The sequence below is a fragment of the Enterococcus sp. AZ167 genome (genome assembly GCF_051714025.1).
Lineage (GTDB): Bacteria > Bacillota > Bacilli > Lactobacillales > Enterococcaceae > Enterococcus_D > Enterococcus_D casseliflavus.
The window spans coordinates 333876-352372 of sequence record NZ_JBIORB010000002.1 but is presented as its reverse complement, the minus strand read 5'-3'; the positions used below and the strand labels follow the sequence as shown (position 1 = coordinate 352372).

General features: G+C 42.9%; 22 protein-coding genes. All 22 read right to left on the bottom strand.

Going from position 1 to position 18497, the window contains the following annotated elements; translation table 11 throughout:
- Positions 1-2: 2 nt before the first annotated feature.
- Positions 3-881, bottom strand: a complete 879-nt coding sequence (locus IGJ05_RS13335) for a branched-chain amino acid ABC transporter permease (RefSeq protein ID WP_005228742.1) — start codon at positions 879-881, stop codon at positions 3-5.
- Between the two features lie 108 nt (positions 882-989).
- Positions 990-2177 carry an ABC transporter substrate-binding protein gene (locus tag IGJ05_RS13330; RefSeq protein WP_010749790.1) on the bottom strand — a complete coding sequence of 396 codons (1188 nt, stop codon included), beginning with the start codon at positions 2175-2177 and terminating at the stop codon, positions 990-992.
- Between the two features lie 284 nt (positions 2178-2461).
- Positions 2462-3343: an ROK family protein gene (locus IGJ05_RS13325; RefSeq protein WP_005228730.1), complete on the bottom strand. Its 882-nt coding sequence runs from the start codon at positions 3341-3343 to the stop codon at positions 2462-2464.
- A gap of 124 nt (positions 3344-3467) precedes the next feature.
- A complete protein-coding gene (locus tag IGJ05_RS13320) occupies positions 3468-3926 on the bottom strand; it encodes a GNAT family N-acetyltransferase (RefSeq protein WP_005228727.1) in 459 nt (152 codons plus the stop codon).
- Between the two features lie 39 nt (positions 3927-3965).
- Positions 3966-4241 carry a membrane protein insertion efficiency factor YidD gene (gene yidD / locus IGJ05_RS13315; RefSeq protein ID WP_008380886.1) on the bottom strand — a complete coding sequence of 92 codons (276 nt, stop codon included), beginning with the start codon at positions 4239-4241 and terminating at the stop codon, positions 3966-3968.
- A 91-nt stretch (positions 4242-4332) separates the two neighbouring features.
- Positions 4333-4509: a DNA-directed RNA polymerase subunit beta gene (locus IGJ05_RS13310; protein WP_005228723.1), complete on the bottom strand. Its 177-nt coding sequence runs from the start codon at positions 4507-4509 to the stop codon at positions 4333-4335.
- 21 nt (positions 4510-4530) lie between these two features.
- The gene (murA, locus tag IGJ05_RS13305; protein ID WP_266166488.1) at positions 4531-5823 is read right to left on the bottom strand and encodes a UDP-N-acetylglucosamine 1-carboxyvinyltransferase; all 1293 of its coding nucleotides are present in this window, start codon (positions 5821-5823) and stop codon (positions 4531-4533) included.
- 90 nt (positions 5824-5913) lie between these two features.
- The gene (locus IGJ05_RS13300) at positions 5914-6147 is read right to left on the bottom strand and encodes a DUF1146 family protein (RefSeq protein WP_008380880.1); all 234 of its coding nucleotides are present in this window, start codon (positions 6145-6147) and stop codon (positions 5914-5916) included.
- A gap of 160 nt (positions 6148-6307) precedes the next feature.
- A complete protein-coding gene (locus tag IGJ05_RS13295; RefSeq protein WP_005228716.1) occupies positions 6308-6730 on the bottom strand; it encodes a F0F1 ATP synthase subunit epsilon in 423 nt (140 codons plus the stop codon).
- 31 nt (positions 6731-6761) lie between these two features.
- The gene (atpD, locus tag IGJ05_RS13290) at positions 6762-8168 is read right to left on the bottom strand and encodes a F0F1 ATP synthase subunit beta (RefSeq protein WP_266166489.1); all 1407 of its coding nucleotides are present in this window, start codon (positions 8166-8168) and stop codon (positions 6762-6764) included.
- A gap of 26 nt (positions 8169-8194) precedes the next feature.
- The gene (locus tag IGJ05_RS13285) at positions 8195-9097 is read right to left on the bottom strand and encodes a F0F1 ATP synthase subunit gamma (RefSeq protein ID WP_005228710.1); all 903 of its coding nucleotides are present in this window, start codon (positions 9095-9097) and stop codon (positions 8195-8197) included.
- Between the two features lie 15 nt (positions 9098-9112).
- Entirely contained in the window at positions 9113-10669 is a 1557-nt protein-coding gene (gene atpA, locus IGJ05_RS13280; protein WP_005228708.1) for a F0F1 ATP synthase subunit alpha, read from the bottom strand.
- Positions 10670-10692: 23 nt separating this feature from the next.
- Positions 10693-11235, bottom strand: a complete 543-nt coding sequence (locus tag IGJ05_RS13275) for a F0F1 ATP synthase subunit delta (RefSeq protein ID WP_010749797.1) — start codon at positions 11233-11235, stop codon at positions 10693-10695.
- A complete protein-coding gene (gene atpF, locus IGJ05_RS13270; RefSeq protein ID WP_005228706.1) occupies positions 11222-11746 on the bottom strand; it encodes a F0F1 ATP synthase subunit B in 525 nt (174 codons plus the stop codon). Before atpF ends, IGJ05_RS13275 begins: the two co-directional genes overlap by 14 nt.
- Positions 11747-11834: 88 nt before the next feature.
- Entirely contained in the window at positions 11835-12047 is a 213-nt protein-coding gene (gene atpE, locus IGJ05_RS13265) for an ATP synthase F0 subunit C (protein WP_005228705.1), read from the bottom strand.
- A 32-nt stretch (positions 12048-12079) separates the two neighbouring features.
- The gene (gene atpB / locus IGJ05_RS13260) at positions 12080-12799 is read right to left on the bottom strand and encodes a F0F1 ATP synthase subunit A (RefSeq protein WP_008380872.1); all 720 of its coding nucleotides are present in this window, start codon (positions 12797-12799) and stop codon (positions 12080-12082) included.
- A gap of 293 nt (positions 12800-13092) precedes the next feature.
- Positions 13093-13551, bottom strand: coding sequence for an SsrA-binding protein SmpB (smpB, locus tag IGJ05_RS13255; RefSeq protein ID WP_008380870.1), 459 nt, complete (start codon positions 13549-13551; stop codon positions 13093-13095).
- 15 nt (positions 13552-13566) lie between these two features.
- Positions 13567-15927, bottom strand: a complete 2361-nt coding sequence (gene rnr, locus IGJ05_RS13250; protein ID WP_115232651.1) for a ribonuclease R — start codon at positions 15925-15927, stop codon at positions 13567-13569.
- Between the two features lie 3 nt (positions 15928-15930).
- The gene (locus tag IGJ05_RS13245; RefSeq protein WP_115232652.1) at positions 15931-16683 is read right to left on the bottom strand and encodes an alpha/beta hydrolase; all 753 of its coding nucleotides are present in this window, start codon (positions 16681-16683) and stop codon (positions 15931-15933) included.
- Between the two features lie 123 nt (positions 16684-16806).
- Positions 16807-17043 carry a preprotein translocase subunit SecG gene (gene secG, locus IGJ05_RS13240; RefSeq protein WP_005228700.1) on the bottom strand — a complete coding sequence of 79 codons (237 nt, stop codon included), beginning with the start codon at positions 17041-17043 and terminating at the stop codon, positions 16807-16809.
- A gap of 156 nt (positions 17044-17199) precedes the next feature.
- Positions 17200-17472 (bottom strand): GNAT family N-acetyltransferase, encoded by a 273-nt coding sequence (locus IGJ05_RS13235; RefSeq protein ID WP_015510184.1) that lies wholly within the window; start codon positions 17470-17472, stop codon positions 17200-17202.
- A gap of 17 nt (positions 17473-17489) precedes the next feature.
- Complete coding sequence (locus tag IGJ05_RS13230) at positions 17490-18446, bottom strand: alpha/beta hydrolase (RefSeq protein WP_266166490.1); 957 nt, start codon at positions 18444-18446, stop codon at positions 17490-17492.
- Positions 18447-18497 lie beyond the last annotated feature (51 nt).

Below are 18497 nucleotides of genomic sequence, written 5' to 3'. Positions count from 1 at the left end.
ACCTACACTTTCTCTTTGATATTTTTGCCGAGGATCCCAGCTGGACGAACCAACAATATAATTATTAAAATGACATACACTAAAGCATCCTTATAATCAGAAAAACCAAGCGCTGTCGCTGCTGTTTCCACCAAACCGATCACAAAGCCACCTAAGGCTGCTCCAGGAATGATCCCGATCCCGCCAAGAACCGCTGCAACAAAAGATTTCAGACCAGGAACGACGCCCATTGATGGATCAATGGAATTATAATACAAACCGATCAGCATCCCGCCAGCTGCAGCCAAAGCCGAGCCTAAGGCAAAGGTAAAGGAAATCGTTCGATTGACATTGATCCCCATCAAACGCGCTGCATCTGCATCAACACTTACTGCCCGCATCGCTTTTCCCATACGGGTCTTTTTCACGATCAATTGCAAGAGAATCATTAAGGTAACCGAAACAGCCAAGATCAATAACTGGACATTACTTACTTGAACAAACCCGATGGAATAAGTTTGTCGTTCAATCGCTTGCGGAAAGGGGCGCACATTGGCTGAAAAGAAAAAGATCATGACATTTTGCAAAAAATAAGAAACCCCGATTGCCGTGATCAGTGCCGAAATTCGCGTGGAATTACGTAAGGGACGATACGCTAAAAATTCGATCGTTACCCCAAGAGCTGCACTGGCGATCATTGAAATGAACAACGCGGGGAAAAACCCTAATTGCCATTGATTGATCAAAAAGTAACCGATAAAACTACCGATCATGTAAACTTCTCCGTGGGCGAAGTTGATCAACTTGATGATGCCATACACCATCGTATAACCCAACGCTAACAAGGCATAGATACTGCCTAGAAACAAGCCGTTGATCAATTGTTGGATCATCATTTCCATATACTCACTTCCAATATCATTTATTATGGTCATTCTTTTAGAGAAAAGAAACTGAGACAAACACATCAGGTCTGTCCCAGTTTTCACTGCCAAACAACTGCGGGTTTTTTAAGGTTCCACAGTGTCTGCTGAGGTTTCTTTCCCGTCAGTCAATCCTAAAACAACTGCTGATTTTTCAGGGTTATGATTTTCATCCATCGTGATTTCACCGGTCACACCGACAAAGTCTTTCAGTTCAGACAAACCAGCTGCGATCGCCAATGAATCTGCTGAGTTTTGATCTTCGATCGCTTGTTTGATCATATAAACGGCATCATAGGCTAATGCATTAAAAGCAGAAGGCTCTTTGCCATATTTTTCATTGAAAGCTGCCACAAACGGCTCAACTTTGTCGTTTGCTGGTGCTTTGGTAGAGAAGTGACCTGTATAGTAAACATTGCTGACATTTTCTGCACCAGCTGTTTGAACCATTTTTTCATCACCGAATCCATCCGCACCAATGATTGCTTGATCAATTCCTAATTCTCGCGCTTGCTTGATGATCAAACCAGCTTCTGTGTAGTAGCCTGGAATGAACAAGACATCGAAGTCGACATCTTTGATTCTTGTAAGAACTGCTTGGAAATCTTTGTCGCCTTCGGTAAAGTTATCCTCTAAGACGATTTCGCCTGGGTAGCTTTCTTTAAATGCTTCCGTCAAACCAATTGCGTAGTCACTTGAGTTATCACCCAAGATTACGGCTTTTGAAGCATCCAAATTTTCTGCTGCATATTTTGCCAAGATTGTTCCTTGGAAGCTATCTTGGAAACAAGAACGGAATGCAAATTCTTGGACTTTTCCACTGGTGTAAGTAATCGCATCATCGGTACCTGAAGGAGTGACCATCGGTACTTGGGCTCTCGTCACATTCGGTAAAGCCGCCTTTGTGGCACCTGAAGTTGCTGGTCCAATAATGGCAACGACTTTATCGTTGGTTGCTAAGTTGGCTGCTACTGTCGCCGCTTCATTGTTATCTGATTTGTTATCTTTCGAAATGATTTCAATTTGTTTTCCAAGAACGCCGCCGGCAGCATTGATTTCTTCGACTGCCAAGTCGATCCCCTCTTTTTCAGCCGTCCCATAAGCAGCAACTGCTCCAGACAACTCTAAGTTGGCACCAATCTTAATGGTATCTCCCTCTTGTTTATTGCCACCTTCAGCAGCACCACTGCTATCCGTTGGTCCACCTGTTGGTCCTGCACTACAAGCTGTCAATAAAAACAAACTCGCAAACAAAAATGCAAATTTCTTTTTCATAATTTTCCTCTCCTTTACTTCCCCTGAATATGTTATCCAATATACTGAAAAATCTAGGAAATGTCAACGAATTATCAGAATATTTCACCTATTCAGAATTTATTTTTTTCGCCGATAAAAAATGGTGCTTTTAAAACATTGATCCAGCAACAATGGAATCGCTTTTCTAATTTTTGGATAAAAAGAAAAGCAAGCAAAGGTTTTTCCCCTTTGCTTGCTGCCGATACGCTTTGATTTGATACTTTTTTCTTCAAACGGACGTTTGAAAATATTACATCCTCATGTTAGCGGCTATTTCGTGGATACAATGCTTGAAAATTTGCCGCCGCCCCAACTAAATTGGCATCATTGCGATAGTCACATAACTTGATCAGTGGGACGAAATCATTTAATGCTTGATCCGCCAACATTTTTTTCAAGCGCTGGTCAACTTCTTCTAACAAGCCTTTTTTGGCACTGACACCACCGCCGATAATGATCACTTCAGGATCAAAAGCAAACTGAATACTGAACAGTCCTTGTGCTAAATAGTTGTAAAATTTATTGACTTCCTCGATCGCAATGGCATCGCCATCTTCTGCACGTTGAAAGACCTCTTCACCGGTAATCGTCGTTCGATCCACTCCGATCCGATCACAATACCGCCAGGCCATCTGAACCGCTGTCCCTAGTTGCGAAAATGTTTTGCCTTGATCTAGGATCATCAACCCAAATTCGCCACCGTATAAATGTGCCCCACGGACTAGCTCACCATTTTGAAACAGGGTACCGCCAACGCCTGTTCCGATCACAACGAAGGCTGCTTGCTGATACTCTTTGCCCGCTCCTTGATAAAATTCAGCCATCCCAGCGCAATTGGCATCATTTTCGATGGTTACGGGTACCCCAAACGCTGCTTCGAGTTCTGAGTAAATATCAAACCCATGGATATAAGGGATCGCACTAATGCCGTCGATCCGCCGTTCTTGGGCATTGACCGCACCTGGCGCACTGATTCCAACGCCTTCAATCTCTTCATCTACGCTTGCCCTCACTTGCTGCAGCTGTGCTTTCATTTCCTCCCAAGTATTTGGAGTAGTGAACTTCCCTTTACTCACCAAAGAATCTTGTGCCCAGACGCCATATTTTACTGCTGAACCACCCATATCAAAGACTAAAATCGCCATTTTTTTCCCTCAATCCTTTATTATTCTGATACTGTCTATTTTACCGCAAGTCGGCGCTTGAAGAAAGCGATTTCCGAGGACAAGAAAAAAACAGTCTCATTCACTTAGACTGTCTCTTCATCCATTAGAGTTGTTTTTCCAAAATCACTTGATCGAACAGCTGCTGCCCATTCTCAAAAATCGGTTCGACATAGTGGGTGGTGAAATAATTCTTCACCCGCTCTTTTTCAACATAGCCTTGCTTTTGGTACAAAGTCAAGGCTGCAGAGGGCAGACTACCAGTTTTGATCACTACGATCGGCCGTTTTGCCCCGAGGTGCTGACTAAGGATCGCTTCTTCGGCAGCTTGCAGCAATTGACGACCGATGCCCATTCCTTGCTTTTCTGGAGAAACGGCCACATTCATGATCTCCCAGTTCTTGCCTTGATTTTGATAAACTAGCACACCAATCATTTCTCCAGCTTCTTCATAAACAAGTGTTTGGCTATTATATAGATAGCTTTCTACGACTGCTTTATCAGGATCTGCATCCAGCAGCAACGCCCAAGGATACGCTTCATTAGGGGCGATTGGACGAATCATGGCTTTTTGGCTCCTTTTTTATATTTCTGTTGATTCCTTTTAACTTTTCCGATAACGGTACGTTGGTTTGACTTTGTCTTGCGTATTTCGTTTTAAAGTAAACGTCTGGGGTACGTAATCTATTCCGCCTTTTACAAAGGGATGGCAGCGTAAGATACGAGCTACCCCCATCAAGCCTCCTTTGGCTGCTCCATGGACTTGGATGGCTTGGATCATGTATCCTGAGCAAGTCGGATAATAACGACAGCTAGGAGGAAATAATGGGGAAATAAAACGTTGATAGAAACGAACAAAGCCGATCAAAAGTTTACTCATTTCTTGCCAGCCTTTCTTTTTAGCGTACGATTCAGTAAAGATAGATAGAAAAAACTAGGACTCAGCACGTGGCGTAAGTCCTAGTTATGGTTTATTTCATAAACTCAAAGATATGATTCCAAAGACTTGGAGAGAATACTTTAAAAGGACTGCCGTCACCGATCACTCCATAACCAATCATCGTTCCTGCTAGGAACAATAAAATAGCTAATAAAATGACGATTAGAATTTTTATCAAGCTAGTTAAAATATAACGGTTCAACTTCACTTTTTTTCTCTCCTACTCCTATTAGGCGTTAACTGGTACGACTTCTTCTACTGCGTCAGAAACTCGTTCAACAGATGCCCCTAATTGTTGCAATTTTTCGTGGAATTTGTAGTAGCCGCGATCCAAATATTTTAGATTGCGAACACGCGTCCGTCCCGTTGAACGCAAACCTAATAAAATCAACGCTGCTGCGGCACGTAAATCTGTCGCATAGACCAGCGCACCTTGTAATTCATGACCGCCTTCGATCACTGCAACGTTGCCGTCAATTTTTACATGAGCATTCATGCGACGCATTTCTTCTAAATGTTGGAAACGATTCTCAAATACCGTTTCATTCACAACACTCGTTCCTTGCGCTAATAATTGAATAGCAGACATTTGCGCTTGCATGTCCGTAGGAAAACCTGGATGTGGCATCGTTTTTACATCAGTCGCTTTCAAGCGTTCTGGTCCGACCACACGAATCCCTTCAGCGACTTCAGTCACTTCTGCGCCCATTTCGATCAATTTTGAAATCAATGGACGATTGTGCTCTGAGATCGCATCTTTAATAATAACGTCTCCTTGAGTCATCGCTGCTGCAACCATAAAGGTTCCTGCTTCGATACGGTCTTGTACGATCGAATGGTCTACTGCATGCAGGTGTTCGACACCTTCAATACGCATCGTTTCGGTTCCTGCACCAAAGACCTTGGCACCCATTTTATTCAAAATGTTTGCTAAATCAACGATTTCTGGCTCACGAGCGACGTTTTCGATGATGGTGATGCCTTTAGCTTTTACGGCAGCCATCATGATATTTTGCGTGGCGCCGACACTTGGGAAATCCAAGTAAATGCTATTGCCTTTTAACTCATCGGCGATCGCTTCTATGTATCCATCTTTTTGGATGATTTGCGCGCCTAGTGCTTGAAATCCCTTCAAATGTAAATCAATTGGTCGTTTGCCGATTGCACAGCCGCCAGGCATTGCCACTTTGGCATGTCCATTACGGGCTAACAAAGGCCCCATGACTACGATTGAAGCGCGCATTTGGCTCACATACTCATACGGTGCTTCGATTGCTAATTCTTGTGACGCATCGATCGTCATTGTGTTGTTTTCTTCTTCAAAATCGATTGCGACATTTAAATGCCGAATCACTTCTTTCATTGTTAATACATCGGAAAGGATCGGTACATTTCTTAATGTCGTTGTTCCTTCTTCCGCTAATAAGCTTGCCGCTAAGATAGGTAGAACAGCATTTTTTGCCCCTTCGATCTTCACTGTTCCAGTTAATCGATTACCACCTTGAACGATCATCTCTTCCATTTATGTTCCCTCCAAATAATGCAGTGACTCACACAAATCTTGCCAATTATAGCATAATATTCGGTGTTTTTGCATATATTAATGAAATTCTTAAAAACCTGTTAAAAATAAATTACGACATAGCGCAATCAACTCAAGGAAAAAAGTACTGGCGGTGTAGCCTAATGCAATCGCAAGAAACACCATGACCATTCGTATCTGAGTCGTTCGTAAAGCTTTAAAAAAAGCATCGATCCGCACAGATTGCAATGCCCAAAATGCTAAATAGATGAACGCTAAATGACTCACGATTCGAATGATTGCATCAATTCCATACACTTGCATACTTCCTGCTCCTTTTTTCATAATTGAACATTCCTATCATACCACAAAGATGTCAAGATAAAAAATAATCTTTCTTGAAACCTTCATGAAAAGACTTTAAAAAGTTTTTAAAACGTTTTCTTGAAGAAACAAAAAAACAAAGGCAAGATGCCCTTGTTTTTTAGGAATGTTTTGACACGTTGATTCGATTGATGGCGCGGTGCAAAGCAACCGTTGCGCGCCGAAGCTGGTCGATATCTTCGACTTGTTTGGCTTCTTCGATTTGGCGTTCTGCACGCTGTTTTGCTCTTTCTGCACGTGAAACGTCGATGTCACGATCACGTTCCGCACTATCGGCTACGATCGAGACAACATTGTCTCGCACTTCTAATATACCGCCGTTGACAGCGACCCAGTCGACATGGGTATCTGAATCGATCCGTTTGACCCGGACTTCATCAATCGTCAATGGAACGATGATTGGGGCATGGTGCGGCAAAATACCGATCTCACCATCTGTCGTACGTGCAACCACGATTTTCGCGTGATGATCGTAAACCAAACCAGCAGGTGTCACCACATTGACTGTTAAAAATTGATCCATGAGGTTCCCCTCTTTCTTCAAGGCTGGTTAATTAATAGCCAATTTTTTTCGCTTTTTCAATGACATCTTCAATTCGTCCAACACTGCGGAAGGCTTCTTCTGGAAGATCATCATATTTTCCTTCAAGAATCTCTGCAAATCCTTTGATGGTTTCTTCAACTGGCACATAAGAACCAGGTTGTCCCGTAAACTGTTCCGCTACGTGGAAGTTTTGTGACAAGAAGAATTGAATGCGGCGTGCGCGGGCAACTAAGGTTTTTTCATCATCAGACAGTTCATCCATCCCTAAGATGGCGATGATGTCTTGTAATTCCCGATAACGTTGCAACGCATGCTGTACTTCAGTCGCTACTTCATAATGTGTTTCACCAACGATTTCAGGTGCTAACGCACTAGAAGAAGACGCCAGTGGATCAACGGCAGGATAGATCCCTTGTTCGGTCAATTTACGTTCCAAGTTGGTTGTTGCATCCAAATGGGCAAAAGCAGTCGCAGGTGCTGGGTCTGTATAGTCATCGGCAGGCACATAGATGGCTTGAATAGACGTAACGGAACCTTTTTTCGTCGATGTGATCCGTTCTTGTAATTGCCCCATCTCAGTTGCTAATGTTGGCTGATACCCAACGGCCGACGGCATCCGACCTAGTAAGGCAGATACTTCAGAACCTGCTTGAGTGAAGCGGAAGATATTATCGATAAACAAAAGCACGTCTTGTCCTTCCACATCACGGAAGTACTCGGCTAATGTCAAACCAGTCAAGGCTACCCGCATCCGGGCACCTGGTGGTTCATTCATTTGTCCAAACACCATGGCTGTTTTTTCGATAACGCCAGATTCTTTCATTTCATTATAAAGGTCATTTCCTTCACGTGTCCGTTCACCAACACCTGTGAAGACAGAGATCCCACCATGCTCTTGGGCGATGTTGTGGATCAATTCTTGGATCAAGACGGTTTTACCAACACCGGCACCACCGAAAAGTCCAACTTTCCCCCCTTTTAAATAAGGAGCTAACAAATCAATGACTTTGATCCCAGTTTCAAGGATCTCCGTACTTGTTGACAATTCATCAAAGTCAGGTGCTTTTTTGTGAATCCCACTGCGGGGTGCCTCTTCAGGAAATGGTGCTTCTAAATCGATGGTATCCCCTAAGACATTAAATACCCGTCCTAATGTTTCTGTCCCAACTGGAACAGAGATGGAGGCGCCTGTATCGATTACTTCCATTCCTCGTTGTAAGCCATCTGTTGATTCCATGGCAATCGTACGGATAACGCCGTCGCCAAGTTCTAGGGCAGCTTCTAACACAACTTTTGTTTTCTGCTCATCTTTTTTGTAAACAATCAACGCATTGTTGATATCTGGTAATGATTGGTCTAGAGAGAATTCCACGTCAACAACGGGACCAATGACTTGAACAATCTTGCCTGAACTCATTCGTATTCCTCCATTCGTTCTTGAAACTATTCTAACGCGGATGCCCCCGCCACAATTTCAGTAATTTCTTGGGTGATCGCTCCTTGGCGCGCTCGGTTGTATGAGATCGTCAAGTCCCCAATAATATTTTTGGCATTATCTGTTGCTGTTTTCATCGCTGTCATTCCGGCAGCATGCTCGGCTGTTTTTGCGTCAACAATCGCACCATAAATCAAGCTTTCAGCGTATTGAGGCAGTAATTGATTCAAAATCGCTTCTCTGGAAGGTTCAAACAAGTATTCTTGTTCATAACTTTCGGCTTCTTCAGGATCTAAATCGGATATCGGCAACATTTTCTCCACACGAAATTGGCTAGTCAATGAATTGATGTGATGGTTATAACACACATATAATTCATCGAAGACCTCGTTTTGGTACATCGTGGTTGCCAATGTTACGATTTTACGTACCTCATCAAAGCTTGGTTGATCCGAAAGGTTTCTTAACTCGTACGCCAAATTGATGCCCCGTGCTTTGAAAAAGTCAGCGCCAGTTGCACCAATGGCAATCATGACATACTCTTCTTCTTTTGCATGGTCTTCATCCAGCATGGTCATCATTTGTTTTAAGATGGAACTATTATAGCCGCCCACTAGACCGCCATCAGAAGTGATGACGATATAGCCTGTGCGTTTGACCGGACGACTAACCAACATACTGTTATAGTTCACACCATCTTTAGGACCAGAACCTGCAAGATCGGAAAGCTGCTGCGCAGTCAAATGCGTAACGATTTCACGTACTTTGTTGGCATACACTTGAAACTGTTTCGAATGAGCTTCAGATTTTGTTAATTTTGCAGCTGAAACCATTTGCATGGCCTTTGTGATTTGGCTGGTTTTCTTTGTTGAGGCAATTCGTTGCTTGATTTCATTTAATGAAGCAGCCATTTTCTCTCACCTCTTTTATGCGTTTTGCATTGTCGATATTTTATCTTGCGGTGTCACCCGAGAACTGTTGGATGCCATGAAAATATCTTTGAATGCTTTAATGGTGTCATCTAACAAGCTTTCTTCTGGCAAGTCTTTCGTTGTCCGAATGGTTTCAAAAATCGTTGCTGCGTTTGCTTCGATATACTCAAATAATTCTGCTTCAAAGTCCAATAGTTTATTGACAGGTACACTATCAATGAATCCATGCGTCAACGCATAAAGAATCACGACTTGTTTTTCGACTGCCAATGGTTCATGTAGTTTTTGCTTTAAGATTTCAACGGTGCGACGACCGCGGTTTAATTTGGCTTGTGTCGCAGCATCTAGATCAGACCCAAATTGTGTGAAGGCTTCTAGTTCGCGGTAACTTGCCAAGTCCAAACGCAAGGTTCCAGCAACTTTCTTCATCGCTTTGATCTGTGCAGAACCACCAACCCGTGAAACGGACAATCCAGCCGCTACGGCAGGACGCACACCTGAATAGAACAGGTCATTTTCTAAGAAAATTTGTCCATCTGTGATAGAAATCACGTTGGTTGGGATATAGGCTGAGATATCCCCCGCTTGCGTTTCAACGAATGGCAGTGCCGTCATTGATCCGCCACCTAGTTCATCACTTAATTTCGCTGCACGTTCCAATAAACGAGAGTGCAAGTAGAAGACATCCCCTGGGTATGCTTCACGACCTGGCGGACGGCGTAGAAGTAGAGAAAGTTCACGGTAAGCGACTGCTTGTTTTGATAAGTCATCAAAGACGATCAAAACATGTTTGCCGTTATACATGAATTCTTCCCCCATTGCTGCCCCGGCATAAGGCGCGATGTAAAGCAATGGTGCTGGTTGTGAAGCACCTGCTGAAACAACGATCGTGTAATCAAGTGCACCGTAACGGCGTAATGTTTCTACTTGTGCACGAACCGTTGAGTCTTTTTGGCCAATAGCGACATAGATACAGATCATGTCTTGTCCTTTTTGGTTGATGATCGCATCGATCGCAATCGTTGTTTTCCCTGTTTTCCGGTCACCGATGACTAATTCCCGTTGGCCACGTCCGATTGGCACTAAAGCATCAATAGCTTTCAACCCTGTTTGCATTGGTTCCGATACGGATTTCCGTTGCATTACACCTGGTGCGGCTGCTTCAACTGGGCGTGATTTGTCTGTTTCGATCGGACCTAAGCCATCGATCGGTTGCCCTAATGGATTCACTACCCGGCCAATTAATGCATCGCCGACAGGAACTTCCATGATTTTACCGGTTCGTTTTACTTTGTCTCCTTCACGAATGGTTTCAAAATCACCTAGGATGATGATCCCGACGTCGTTTGATTCTAAGTTTTGTGCCATCCCATAGGAACCGTTTGAAAACTCAAGCAATTCTCCACTCATGGCATTTTCTAAACCGTGGGCGCGGGCGATCCCGTCCCCAACATATGTGACAGTACCGATTTCTTCTACAGAAAGTTCGTTCTGATAATTTTTAATTTGCTCTTTGATCAAGGCACTAATTTCTTCTGCTTTGATGGCCATCCGATTCACCTCTTATCTCTTGTTTATCTGCCGATTTTTTGTCGCAGATAATCCAGTTGGCTCTTAATACTACCGTCGATCACTTGATGATTTGCTTCAACGATGACTCCGCCTAAAATCGTTGGATCGACCGTTTCTTTCAATTGTGCCTGCTTGTACCCAAGCTTATCGGCGATTTGCTTTTCGATTTTGCTTTTTTGTTCTGCTGACAAAGCAACAGCCGTTGTGATCGTTCCGAGAACAAGACCTTGATATTCATCGTAACGACGTTCGTATTCATCAATGATCAGCAATAGATCATCCATGCGATCATATTCATAAACGATCTCTAAGAAATTTCTGACCAAGCCTTCAAAGCCCTTCAGCAATTGATCGACTAATTGTCTTTTTTCATGGAGATCCAAGCGGTTATCCGTCACGATCTGACCGAAGGTTGGAATCTCCTGATAAATCTGACGCAAGGTCATTAATTCTTGGTAAACTTCTGTCAAGCGCTGTTCTTCCATCGCCAATTCGAACAAGGCTTTTCCATAGCGTTTTCCCACTGTGAATTTATCGAGTTTCATTAACTGAACCCAATCCTTCGATATATTGATTGATTAGGGATTCATGATTTTCGGGAGTCAATTCGCGTCCTAAGATTTTTTCTGCGATTTGAAGCGAAAGTTCTGCAACATCATCTTTCACTTCTTTTAACGCAGTTTCTTTTTCAAGGGTGATATCTGAGTTTGCTTTTTCTTTCAAACGAGCCACTTCTTCTTTGGTCTCGCTCAAAATATTTTGTCGACTCAATTCCCCGCTATCTTTGGCGCTCTTGATGATCTCCGCAGCTTCAGAATGAGAACGTGCCAATTTTTCTTGGCGTTCTTTTTCTAATTTTGCTGCATTCAAGCGTGATTGTTCCGCTGAATCCAAATCATTGGCGATTTTATCTTCCCGTTTTTGCATCATGCTGCTGATGGCATCCCATGCAAAATGTTTCAATAAGAATAGCAAAAGAAGAATTGATCCGCTGACAACGATAATATTGCCAAGCATTGGATTTTGAACTTCCGCTATAACCAACTGATTTAGCATAACGATTCTTCCTTTCTGAAAGTCATTGTTTCATTAGAAAAAAGCAAAAACGAGTGCAATTGTTCGTTTCTGCCTTTTCGTGCTTGTCTTATCGGAAGACTAATAACAGCGCGATAACTACCCCTAGAATCGGTACAGCTTCGACTAACGCGACCCCGATAAACATTGTTGAACGTAGTTGACCTGACATTTCAGGTTGGCGTGCCATTGATTCGATCGTTTTTGCGATTACTTGTCCGTTACCATACCCTGCACCAATTGCTGCTCCGATAATTGCTAATCCTGCTCCAATAAAGTTCATTCTTTTTTCCTCCTAATTGTATGTCGATTCGATTAATGTTCTGCCACGATTTTGTGGCTCATAAATACCATGGTCAATGTAACAAATACATAAGCTTGGATCGCTCCAATAAAGAGTGAGAAGCCAATCCAGATCATTTCTAGCGGCATCACGATCGGTAATGACCACCAACCAAGACTAATAAACATGTTGGCAATCAATCCTAATAACACTTCCCCCGCGAATATATTTCCATATAAACGCAAGCCTAACGTGATGACATTCGTAAATTCTTCGATGATTTTTAGCGGTAATAAGAACCCCACCGGTTTCAAGTACGAATTGATCAAGTAATTTTTGAAGCCCAACGACTTGATCCCAAAGAAATGTGTCAAGGAAATAACCATAAGTGCGAGTGTCAGTGTAACAAACGGGTCTGCTGTCGGACTTTTCCATAAGGTAATGTCATCTGTCGTCACGATTTTTGTGACTAACCCGATCTCATTTGCCACAAACACAAAAAGAAACATTGTTACACCGAGCAAATGAAAGTTGTTCACTTGAGATCCTGGTAGATTGTCCGCTACGATACCGCGAACAAAGTCAATGACCCATTCAATGAAGTTCTGCTTCCCTTTCGGTTTCATTTGCAGATTACGTGTACAAATAAAGACCACCAAAAAAACAATAATACAAGAAATGATTGTCATCATAGCTACAGTTCCATCAAACCATATAGGACCGATATGAAACATAAGCGATTTATCTTCCAATCTTTCTCACCTCTTTTCCTGTCATCTCCAGAAAAAAATCTGGTGTTACAATGCGTTTCCTCTCATAACAATCGGTATCATACCACCACGAATGGAAAATTTCAAAGCATTTTCAAGAAAATTAGACAAAAAACTCACAATGCCAAAAATCCTAAATTAAATGAAAAATTCCCGTGTCGCTATGTGGAAGAAAAAGCCTGTTATATCAACAGCTTTCCCTTAAATGCTACCAAATTTAGCGCGATTTTCAAAGCAATAACCTCTATCGGATTCTAAAAGAAGTTCTTAGAAAATTAGAAATTTCTAAGAACTCGGTCAATTTGTCTTTCTTGATCTTTGCGTTTCAAGGATTCCCGCTTGTCATATTCGCGTTTTCCTTTCGCTAAACCAATCAAAACTTTGGCATAACCATCCTTGATATACACCTTTAACGGAACGATCGTCATGCCTGTATTTTTTGTTTCGCCAATCAGACGAGCAATCTGCTTTTTATGCAGTAACAGTTTTCTTGTCCGTAGTGGATCATGATTAAAAATGTTTCCTTGCTCGTATGGGCTGATATGCACATTGACTAAGAATGCCTCACCATTGCGAATGCGTACAAAGCCGTCTTTCAAATTGATCCGACTGTTACGGATCGCTTTGATCTCTGTTCCCTGTAAGACGATCCCCGCTTCGATCGTATCGAGGATCGTGTAATCATGGCGGGCCTTTTTGTTTTGGGCGATTAATTTCCCTTCTCCTTTAGGCACGGGCCATCCCTCCAATTATTTTTTCTTGATTCCTTTGTAAAAAGGTTTTTTCTTTTTCACTTTGCCAGCTTTCTTTGACTTGCCTTTACCGGTTTGTTCAAAGCGTTTCCCTTGTTTTTTCTCAGGGTTGTGTTGTTTTTTCCCGCGACGGTTCGCTTCATTTTTTTGATGGTTGTTTCGTTTGTTGGCTTTTGGTGCTTGCAGTTTTTCGACTTCTTCTGCTGCTACCAATTCGAAATCGATCTCTCTTGTTTCAGGATCAGCTTTCACGACTTTGATACGAACTTTTTGACCAATTTTAAAGGTCAAGCCTGTCCGTTCACCTACAAGTGCCAGATGGTTTTCCAAATAATGGAAGTAATCTTGCTTCAGATTATTGATATGGATCAGCCCTTCAATCGTGTTAGGCAATTCAATAAACAAGCCAAACTTAACGACGGAACTGATGATACCGTCAAACTCTTCTCCTACTTTATCGGCCATATACTCAGCTTTTTTAAGCGCATCGACTTCTCTTTCTGCATCGACTGCTCGTCGTTCCATTTGGGAGCTGTGCATTGCGATGTCAGGCAAGATTTCAGCCCATTTGTTTTGGTTGGCTTCAGAGACATCTTCACTGTAAGAACGAATCAAGCGATGCACGATCAAGTCGGGGTACCGACGGATCGGTGACGTGAAGTGGGTATAATCTTCCGCTGCCAAACCATAGTGGCCGACGTTTTCTTCTGAATACTTCGCTTGCTGCATACTTCTGAGCAGCATCGTATTGACAACCATTGCCTCTGGCTTATCTGCGACATCTTCAACCACTTTTTGCAGTTGTTTTGGTGAGATCGAGCCGTTGGTTTGTTTGACTACAATCCCTAAAGCAGAAGCAAAATCAAAGAAGCGACGCATTTTCTCTTCTTTTGGTTCCTCATGGATCCGATAAATAAATGGTAAATGCTTCCGATTGAAATGGCGCGCCACGGTTTCATTGGCTGCCAACATGAAGGACTCGATCAATCGTTCGCCGACGCCACGTTCTCGCAGAACGATTTCTTGCGGGTGTCCTTCTCCATCGACCAAGACTTTCGCTTCGCGGTCTTCAAAAGAAACCGCCCCACGTCTGATCCGCATCGTTTCTAACACGTGGTGCAAGGCGGCCATATCATGGAACATCGGTACTAGTTTCGCATATTCTTTGCTGGTTTCTGGATCATTGTCTTCAATAATTTGATTGACTGCCTGATAAGTCATGCGGGCACTTGTTTGAATAATACTTTGGAAAATATTGTAATCCGTGACGATCCCCTCTTGGTTGATCCACATTTCACAGCTCATGGCCAACCTTGGGACATTCGGATTCAACGAACAGATCCCGTTTGATAAACGTTGTGGGATCATCGGGATCACTCGATCCGTTAGATAGACACTCGTTCCCCGCTCAAAAGCTTCTTTGTCCAACGCACTGTTTTCTGTCACATAATAAGAAACATCTGCGATATGCACGCCCAAATAGAAGCTGCCGTCAGGCAATGCTTTTACCGTCACCGCATCATCCAAATCTTTGGCATCCGCTCCATCGATCGTTACGATCTGTTGATCTCGCAAATCCCGTCGTTCTGGAAAGTCAGCAGGATCGATCGTATCGGGTACTGCATCTGCCGCTGCCAAGGTTTCTTCCTCAAATTTTGTGGGAATCCCATTCGCCACGACGATCGATAAAATATCCATTCCAGGATCGTTTTTATGCCCCACAACTTTTGTGATTAACCCCTCTAAGCTTTTCGAATAGCCTTTTTCTGGATAATGGCTGATCTCAACGATCACGATGCTGCCGTCTACTGGACGAATTCCTTGGGCGCCGATAAACACCTTTAAATCGCTTAGTTTTTTATCTTTAGGTTGAACAACGCCATATAGATCCGATTCTTCGATCTCTTTTTCGTCAAATAATGTAAACTCGCCGACCAACTGACTGATGGCGCGTTGCTTGATTTCTACGACCTTTCCCTCTGCGCCGCGATCTGAAAAAGGATCGGCAACATGAACGATGTCTACAGCAACGGTATCGCCGTCCATGGCATAGCCTGTTGCTTCTTTAGGGATATAAATATCGTCTTCTTCTTCATCCAACGTGACAAAGCCGAAGCCCCGCTCGTTGGCACGGAAGGTTCCTTCCACAAACACTCGTTTCATTGGTAATTTCACTTTGCCTTTTTTGTTAAAAATCACACTGCCTTCTCGTTCCATCGCCGCTACTGTCTGGACAAGATTCTTAAAGTCTGTACTTTTTTGAAGTCCTAGACCTTCAGCAATTTCTTCCATTGAAAAACTTTTTTTACGGCTTTCTTCGAGAAACTGAACAATTTTTGTTTTAATCGTTTCTGTCATAACTCACTCTTTCCAAGCAAGTGTTTCTAAGAAAGCAAACACATCCTGCTCTAATTTTTTCCGTTCTGGTCCAACTGTCACCACATGACCACTTTGAGGATACCATTGAAGCGTGTAGGGAACATGGGACAATGCCGCTGCGGTTTTGAAAACCGTCTGTGGATCGATCATTTGGTCCCTTCCTGCTTGCGCCAGGAAGATTGGGCGCTCGATTTTTCCTAAATGCTCGGCTGTGGTTTGTCCGACTGTTTCGATTCCTTGCAGTTGTTCTCTGACCTTACGAGGGACTTCTGCCAATATTTCTTTTTGGGTCGCCTCATCTAAATCAGCGTAGGGTATGACCATTTCAGCATACTTTTCAAAATTGACTGGTACTTCGTTCTTGGTTTCAAATAACGGTGAGCAAAAAAGACCGCCGCCCATCAATGTTGGGTCTTGCGTCAAACGATCCATCGCTAAAATCCCACCCATCGAAAGTCCAAGAACGGCAACTTCCTCATAGCCTTTTTCTTTCACATAAGCAACTGCATCCGCAGCATCCTGCTGCCAAACAGTCATTCCTTGATTTAAGATATCATCTGGATTCGGTGTACCATGTCCAGTAAACATCGGTGTATAAACCGTGTAGTCTTTTTGTTCTAACGAACGACAAAGCATGCGCACATCGTTAGGACTGCCTGAATAGGCATGGAACAAAATGACCGCTCGTTTGCTGTGTTCAGCAAAAACCGGTTTTGGTTGATTAAATGTTTTCATGTTTCCTTTCACCTCACGTCCAATTCTACCATAGTTAGCAAGAATACTTCGACAAATGCGATCAAAATCTTCCCGTTAAAAAGAAAAAAACCTCTCTTTACGAGAGGTTCGCTAACAAAGTGATTAGTTTGATGAAAGAAAAGCCAAAATAAAGAGCAAGACCATCCAAACAAAACCTAAAATGGCCGTTGAACGCTGCATCACCGCTTCAAATCCACGGGCTTTTTGCTTACCAAACAATTGATCTGCACCGCCAGTAAAGGCACTAGCTGCACTATTTTGCTTGCTAGGCTGCATCATGATCGTAATGACCATTAAAATCGAAATAACGATCACAGCAGTTAATAAGATGTTATACACGTTAGCTCCTCCTTGCTTGCTAAAGTCGTCCTTTCCATTTTAGCATTTTCCGCTGGAAATTACTACTCTCTTTTTGTCATTGATCGTTGCATGACGGTTTAAAAAAAAGACTGTCCTTTCTGACAGCCTTTTTCTCATAGATCACTTTCGTTCAAATCAGCGAACGAGTACGTCATCGTATTCTGGTTTTTCTTTGAACTCTTTGACCGCAAAGGAGCAGACAGGCATAATTTTTTTCTCTTCCCGTCTTGCTTTTTCAACAACCGCTTTGAGTAATTTTTGCGCCAATTGCTGGCCGCGATAATCAGGGTTGACGAAGGTGTGGTCTACTTCTAGAACATCATCTGGCGTTTCTTGCCATGTGATTTCTCCCACCTCTTTTTCTCCATCATACAAAGCAAAACGTTTATTTTCTTCTTTGATTTCCATTGCTTTCTTCCTTTCTATCAGACGATGTCTGTATTTTGTTTGATATTCTCAATGAATTGCAAAACGGTTGGCCAATATTCTGGTGCATCTTTCACTGCCTGTAAATGTCCCATATTCGCAAAGAGGACTTTTTGTTTCGGTCCAGCCGTTGCTTCCATTAAGGTATTGATCTCTTTTTCCGAAAGAAACGAATCTTTTTCTCCTTGTAAAAACAGCACAGGTAAATGGTTGCTGCCGACTTGTCGGGTCACCGAGATCTGCAAGAAGGGATAACCGACTAATTGTTTGCTATAGCGATTCGCTAAGCGCAAAAAGCGTTTGATCGGTAACCGAGAAAATTGCGGCAAGCTTGATCGGATCGCACTGTAAACGGACGTATAGCTGCTGTCTGAGATCAACCCAGCCACTTGCACCGGCATGACTTCTCCACTAGCCAGCAGCAAGGTCGCAGCCCCCATTCCTAAACCATAGAGGAAGATTTGTGTTTGTGGGTCTTTTTCCAAAATCTTATCGATCCACAAAAGTAGATCCATCCGATCTAGCCACCCTAAACCGATCTCTTTGCCTTCACTGCGGCCATGTCCACGTAAATCAGGAACTAAAACATTGTAACCAGCAGACCAGAATTTCTCGGCTGCCTCTTGACAGTCTGCTTGCCCATCACTGCGATACCCATGCAAGCAGATCACCCACGTTTTTACACACTGATCAAAGACTTCCGCTGTTAGGATCAGATCATCGGCGGTCGTTACCGTACATTCCGAACCTTGTGCCCAAAAAGCCGAACTCTTTGTTGCGATCCGCTCTTTGTATGGAATCCCCAGTTTCTTTCTGCCTTCTTTTTCATACCATTCATTGTTTCGCATAATGATCGCCGAAACAAAATAGCGTACGCCCTTTTTCAAAATAGACGTGCGATATACATAGTACACCAAAAAACCAAAAATAAGCAGTAGTAGCAATAGCCAAACCATAGGATCCCCCCTTAATTTTAGTTTACCATTTACAATGGATTTCAGCCAAAG

Bases quoted from the DNA above. Each gene is read 5' to 3' on its own strand.
- yidD (WP_008380886.1), bottom strand. From the start codon at position 4,241: ATGAGTAAACTTTTGATCGGCTTTGTTCGTTTCTATCAACGTTTTATT.
- IGJ05_RS13335 (WP_005228742.1), bottom strand. From the start codon at position 881: ATGGAAATGATGATCCAACAATTGATCAACGGCTTGTTTCTAGGCAGT.
- IGJ05_RS13325 (WP_005228730.1), bottom strand. From the start codon at position 3,343: ATGGCGATTTTAGTCTTTGATATGGGTGGTTCAGCAGTAAAATATGGC.
- IGJ05_RS13330 (WP_010749790.1), bottom strand. From the start codon at position 2,177: ATGAAAAAGAAATTTGCATTTTTGTTTGCGAGTTTGTTTTTATTGACA.
- atpF (WP_005228706.1), bottom strand. From the start codon at position 11,746: ATGCTAAATCAGTTGGTTATAGCGGAAGTTCAAAATCCAATGCTTGGC.
- IGJ05_RS13245 (WP_115232652.1), bottom strand. From the start codon at position 16,683: ATGAAAACATTTAATCAACCAAAACCGGTTTTTGCTGAACACAGCAAA.
- rnr (WP_115232651.1), bottom strand. From the start codon at position 15,927: ATGACAGAAACGATTAAAACAAAAATTGTTCAGTTTCTCGAAGAAAGC.
- IGJ05_RS13230 (WP_266166490.1), bottom strand. From the start codon at position 18,446: ATGGTTTGGCTATTGCTACTACTGCTTATTTTTGGTTTTTTGGTGTAC.
- IGJ05_RS13235 (WP_015510184.1), bottom strand. From the start codon at position 17,472: ATGGAAATCAAAGAAGAAAATAAACGTTTTGCTTTGTATGATGGAGAA.
- atpD (WP_266166489.1), bottom strand. From the start codon at position 8,168: ATGAGTTCAGGCAAGATTGTTCAAGTCATTGGTCCCGTTGTTGACGTG.
- IGJ05_RS13285 (WP_005228710.1), bottom strand. From the start codon at position 9,097: ATGGCTGCTTCATTAAATGAAATCAAGCAACGAATTGCCTCAACAAAG.
- atpA (WP_005228708.1), bottom strand. From the start codon at position 10,669: ATGGCCATCAAAGCAGAAGAAATTAGTGCCTTGATCAAAGAGCAAATT.
- IGJ05_RS13320 (WP_005228727.1), bottom strand. From the start codon at position 3,926: ATGATTCGTCCAATCGCCCCTAATGAAGCGTATCCTTGGGCGTTGCTG.
- atpE (WP_005228705.1), bottom strand. From the start codon at position 12,047: ATGAACTTTATTGGAGCAGGATTAGCAATTATCGGAGCAGCAATTGGT.
- IGJ05_RS13275 (WP_010749797.1), bottom strand. From the start codon at position 11,235: ATGAAACTCGATAAATTCACAGTGGGAAAACGCTATGGAAAAGCCTTG.
- IGJ05_RS13295 (WP_005228716.1), bottom strand. From the start codon at position 6,730: ATGGATCAATTTTTAACAGTCAATGTGGTGACACCTGCTGGTTTGGTT.
- IGJ05_RS13300 (WP_008380880.1), bottom strand. From the start codon at position 6,147: ATGCAAGTGTATGGAATTGATGCAATCATTCGAATCGTGAGTCATTTA.
- murA (WP_266166488.1), bottom strand. From the start codon at position 5,823: ATGGAAGAGATGATCGTTCAAGGTGGTAATCGATTAACTGGAACAGTG.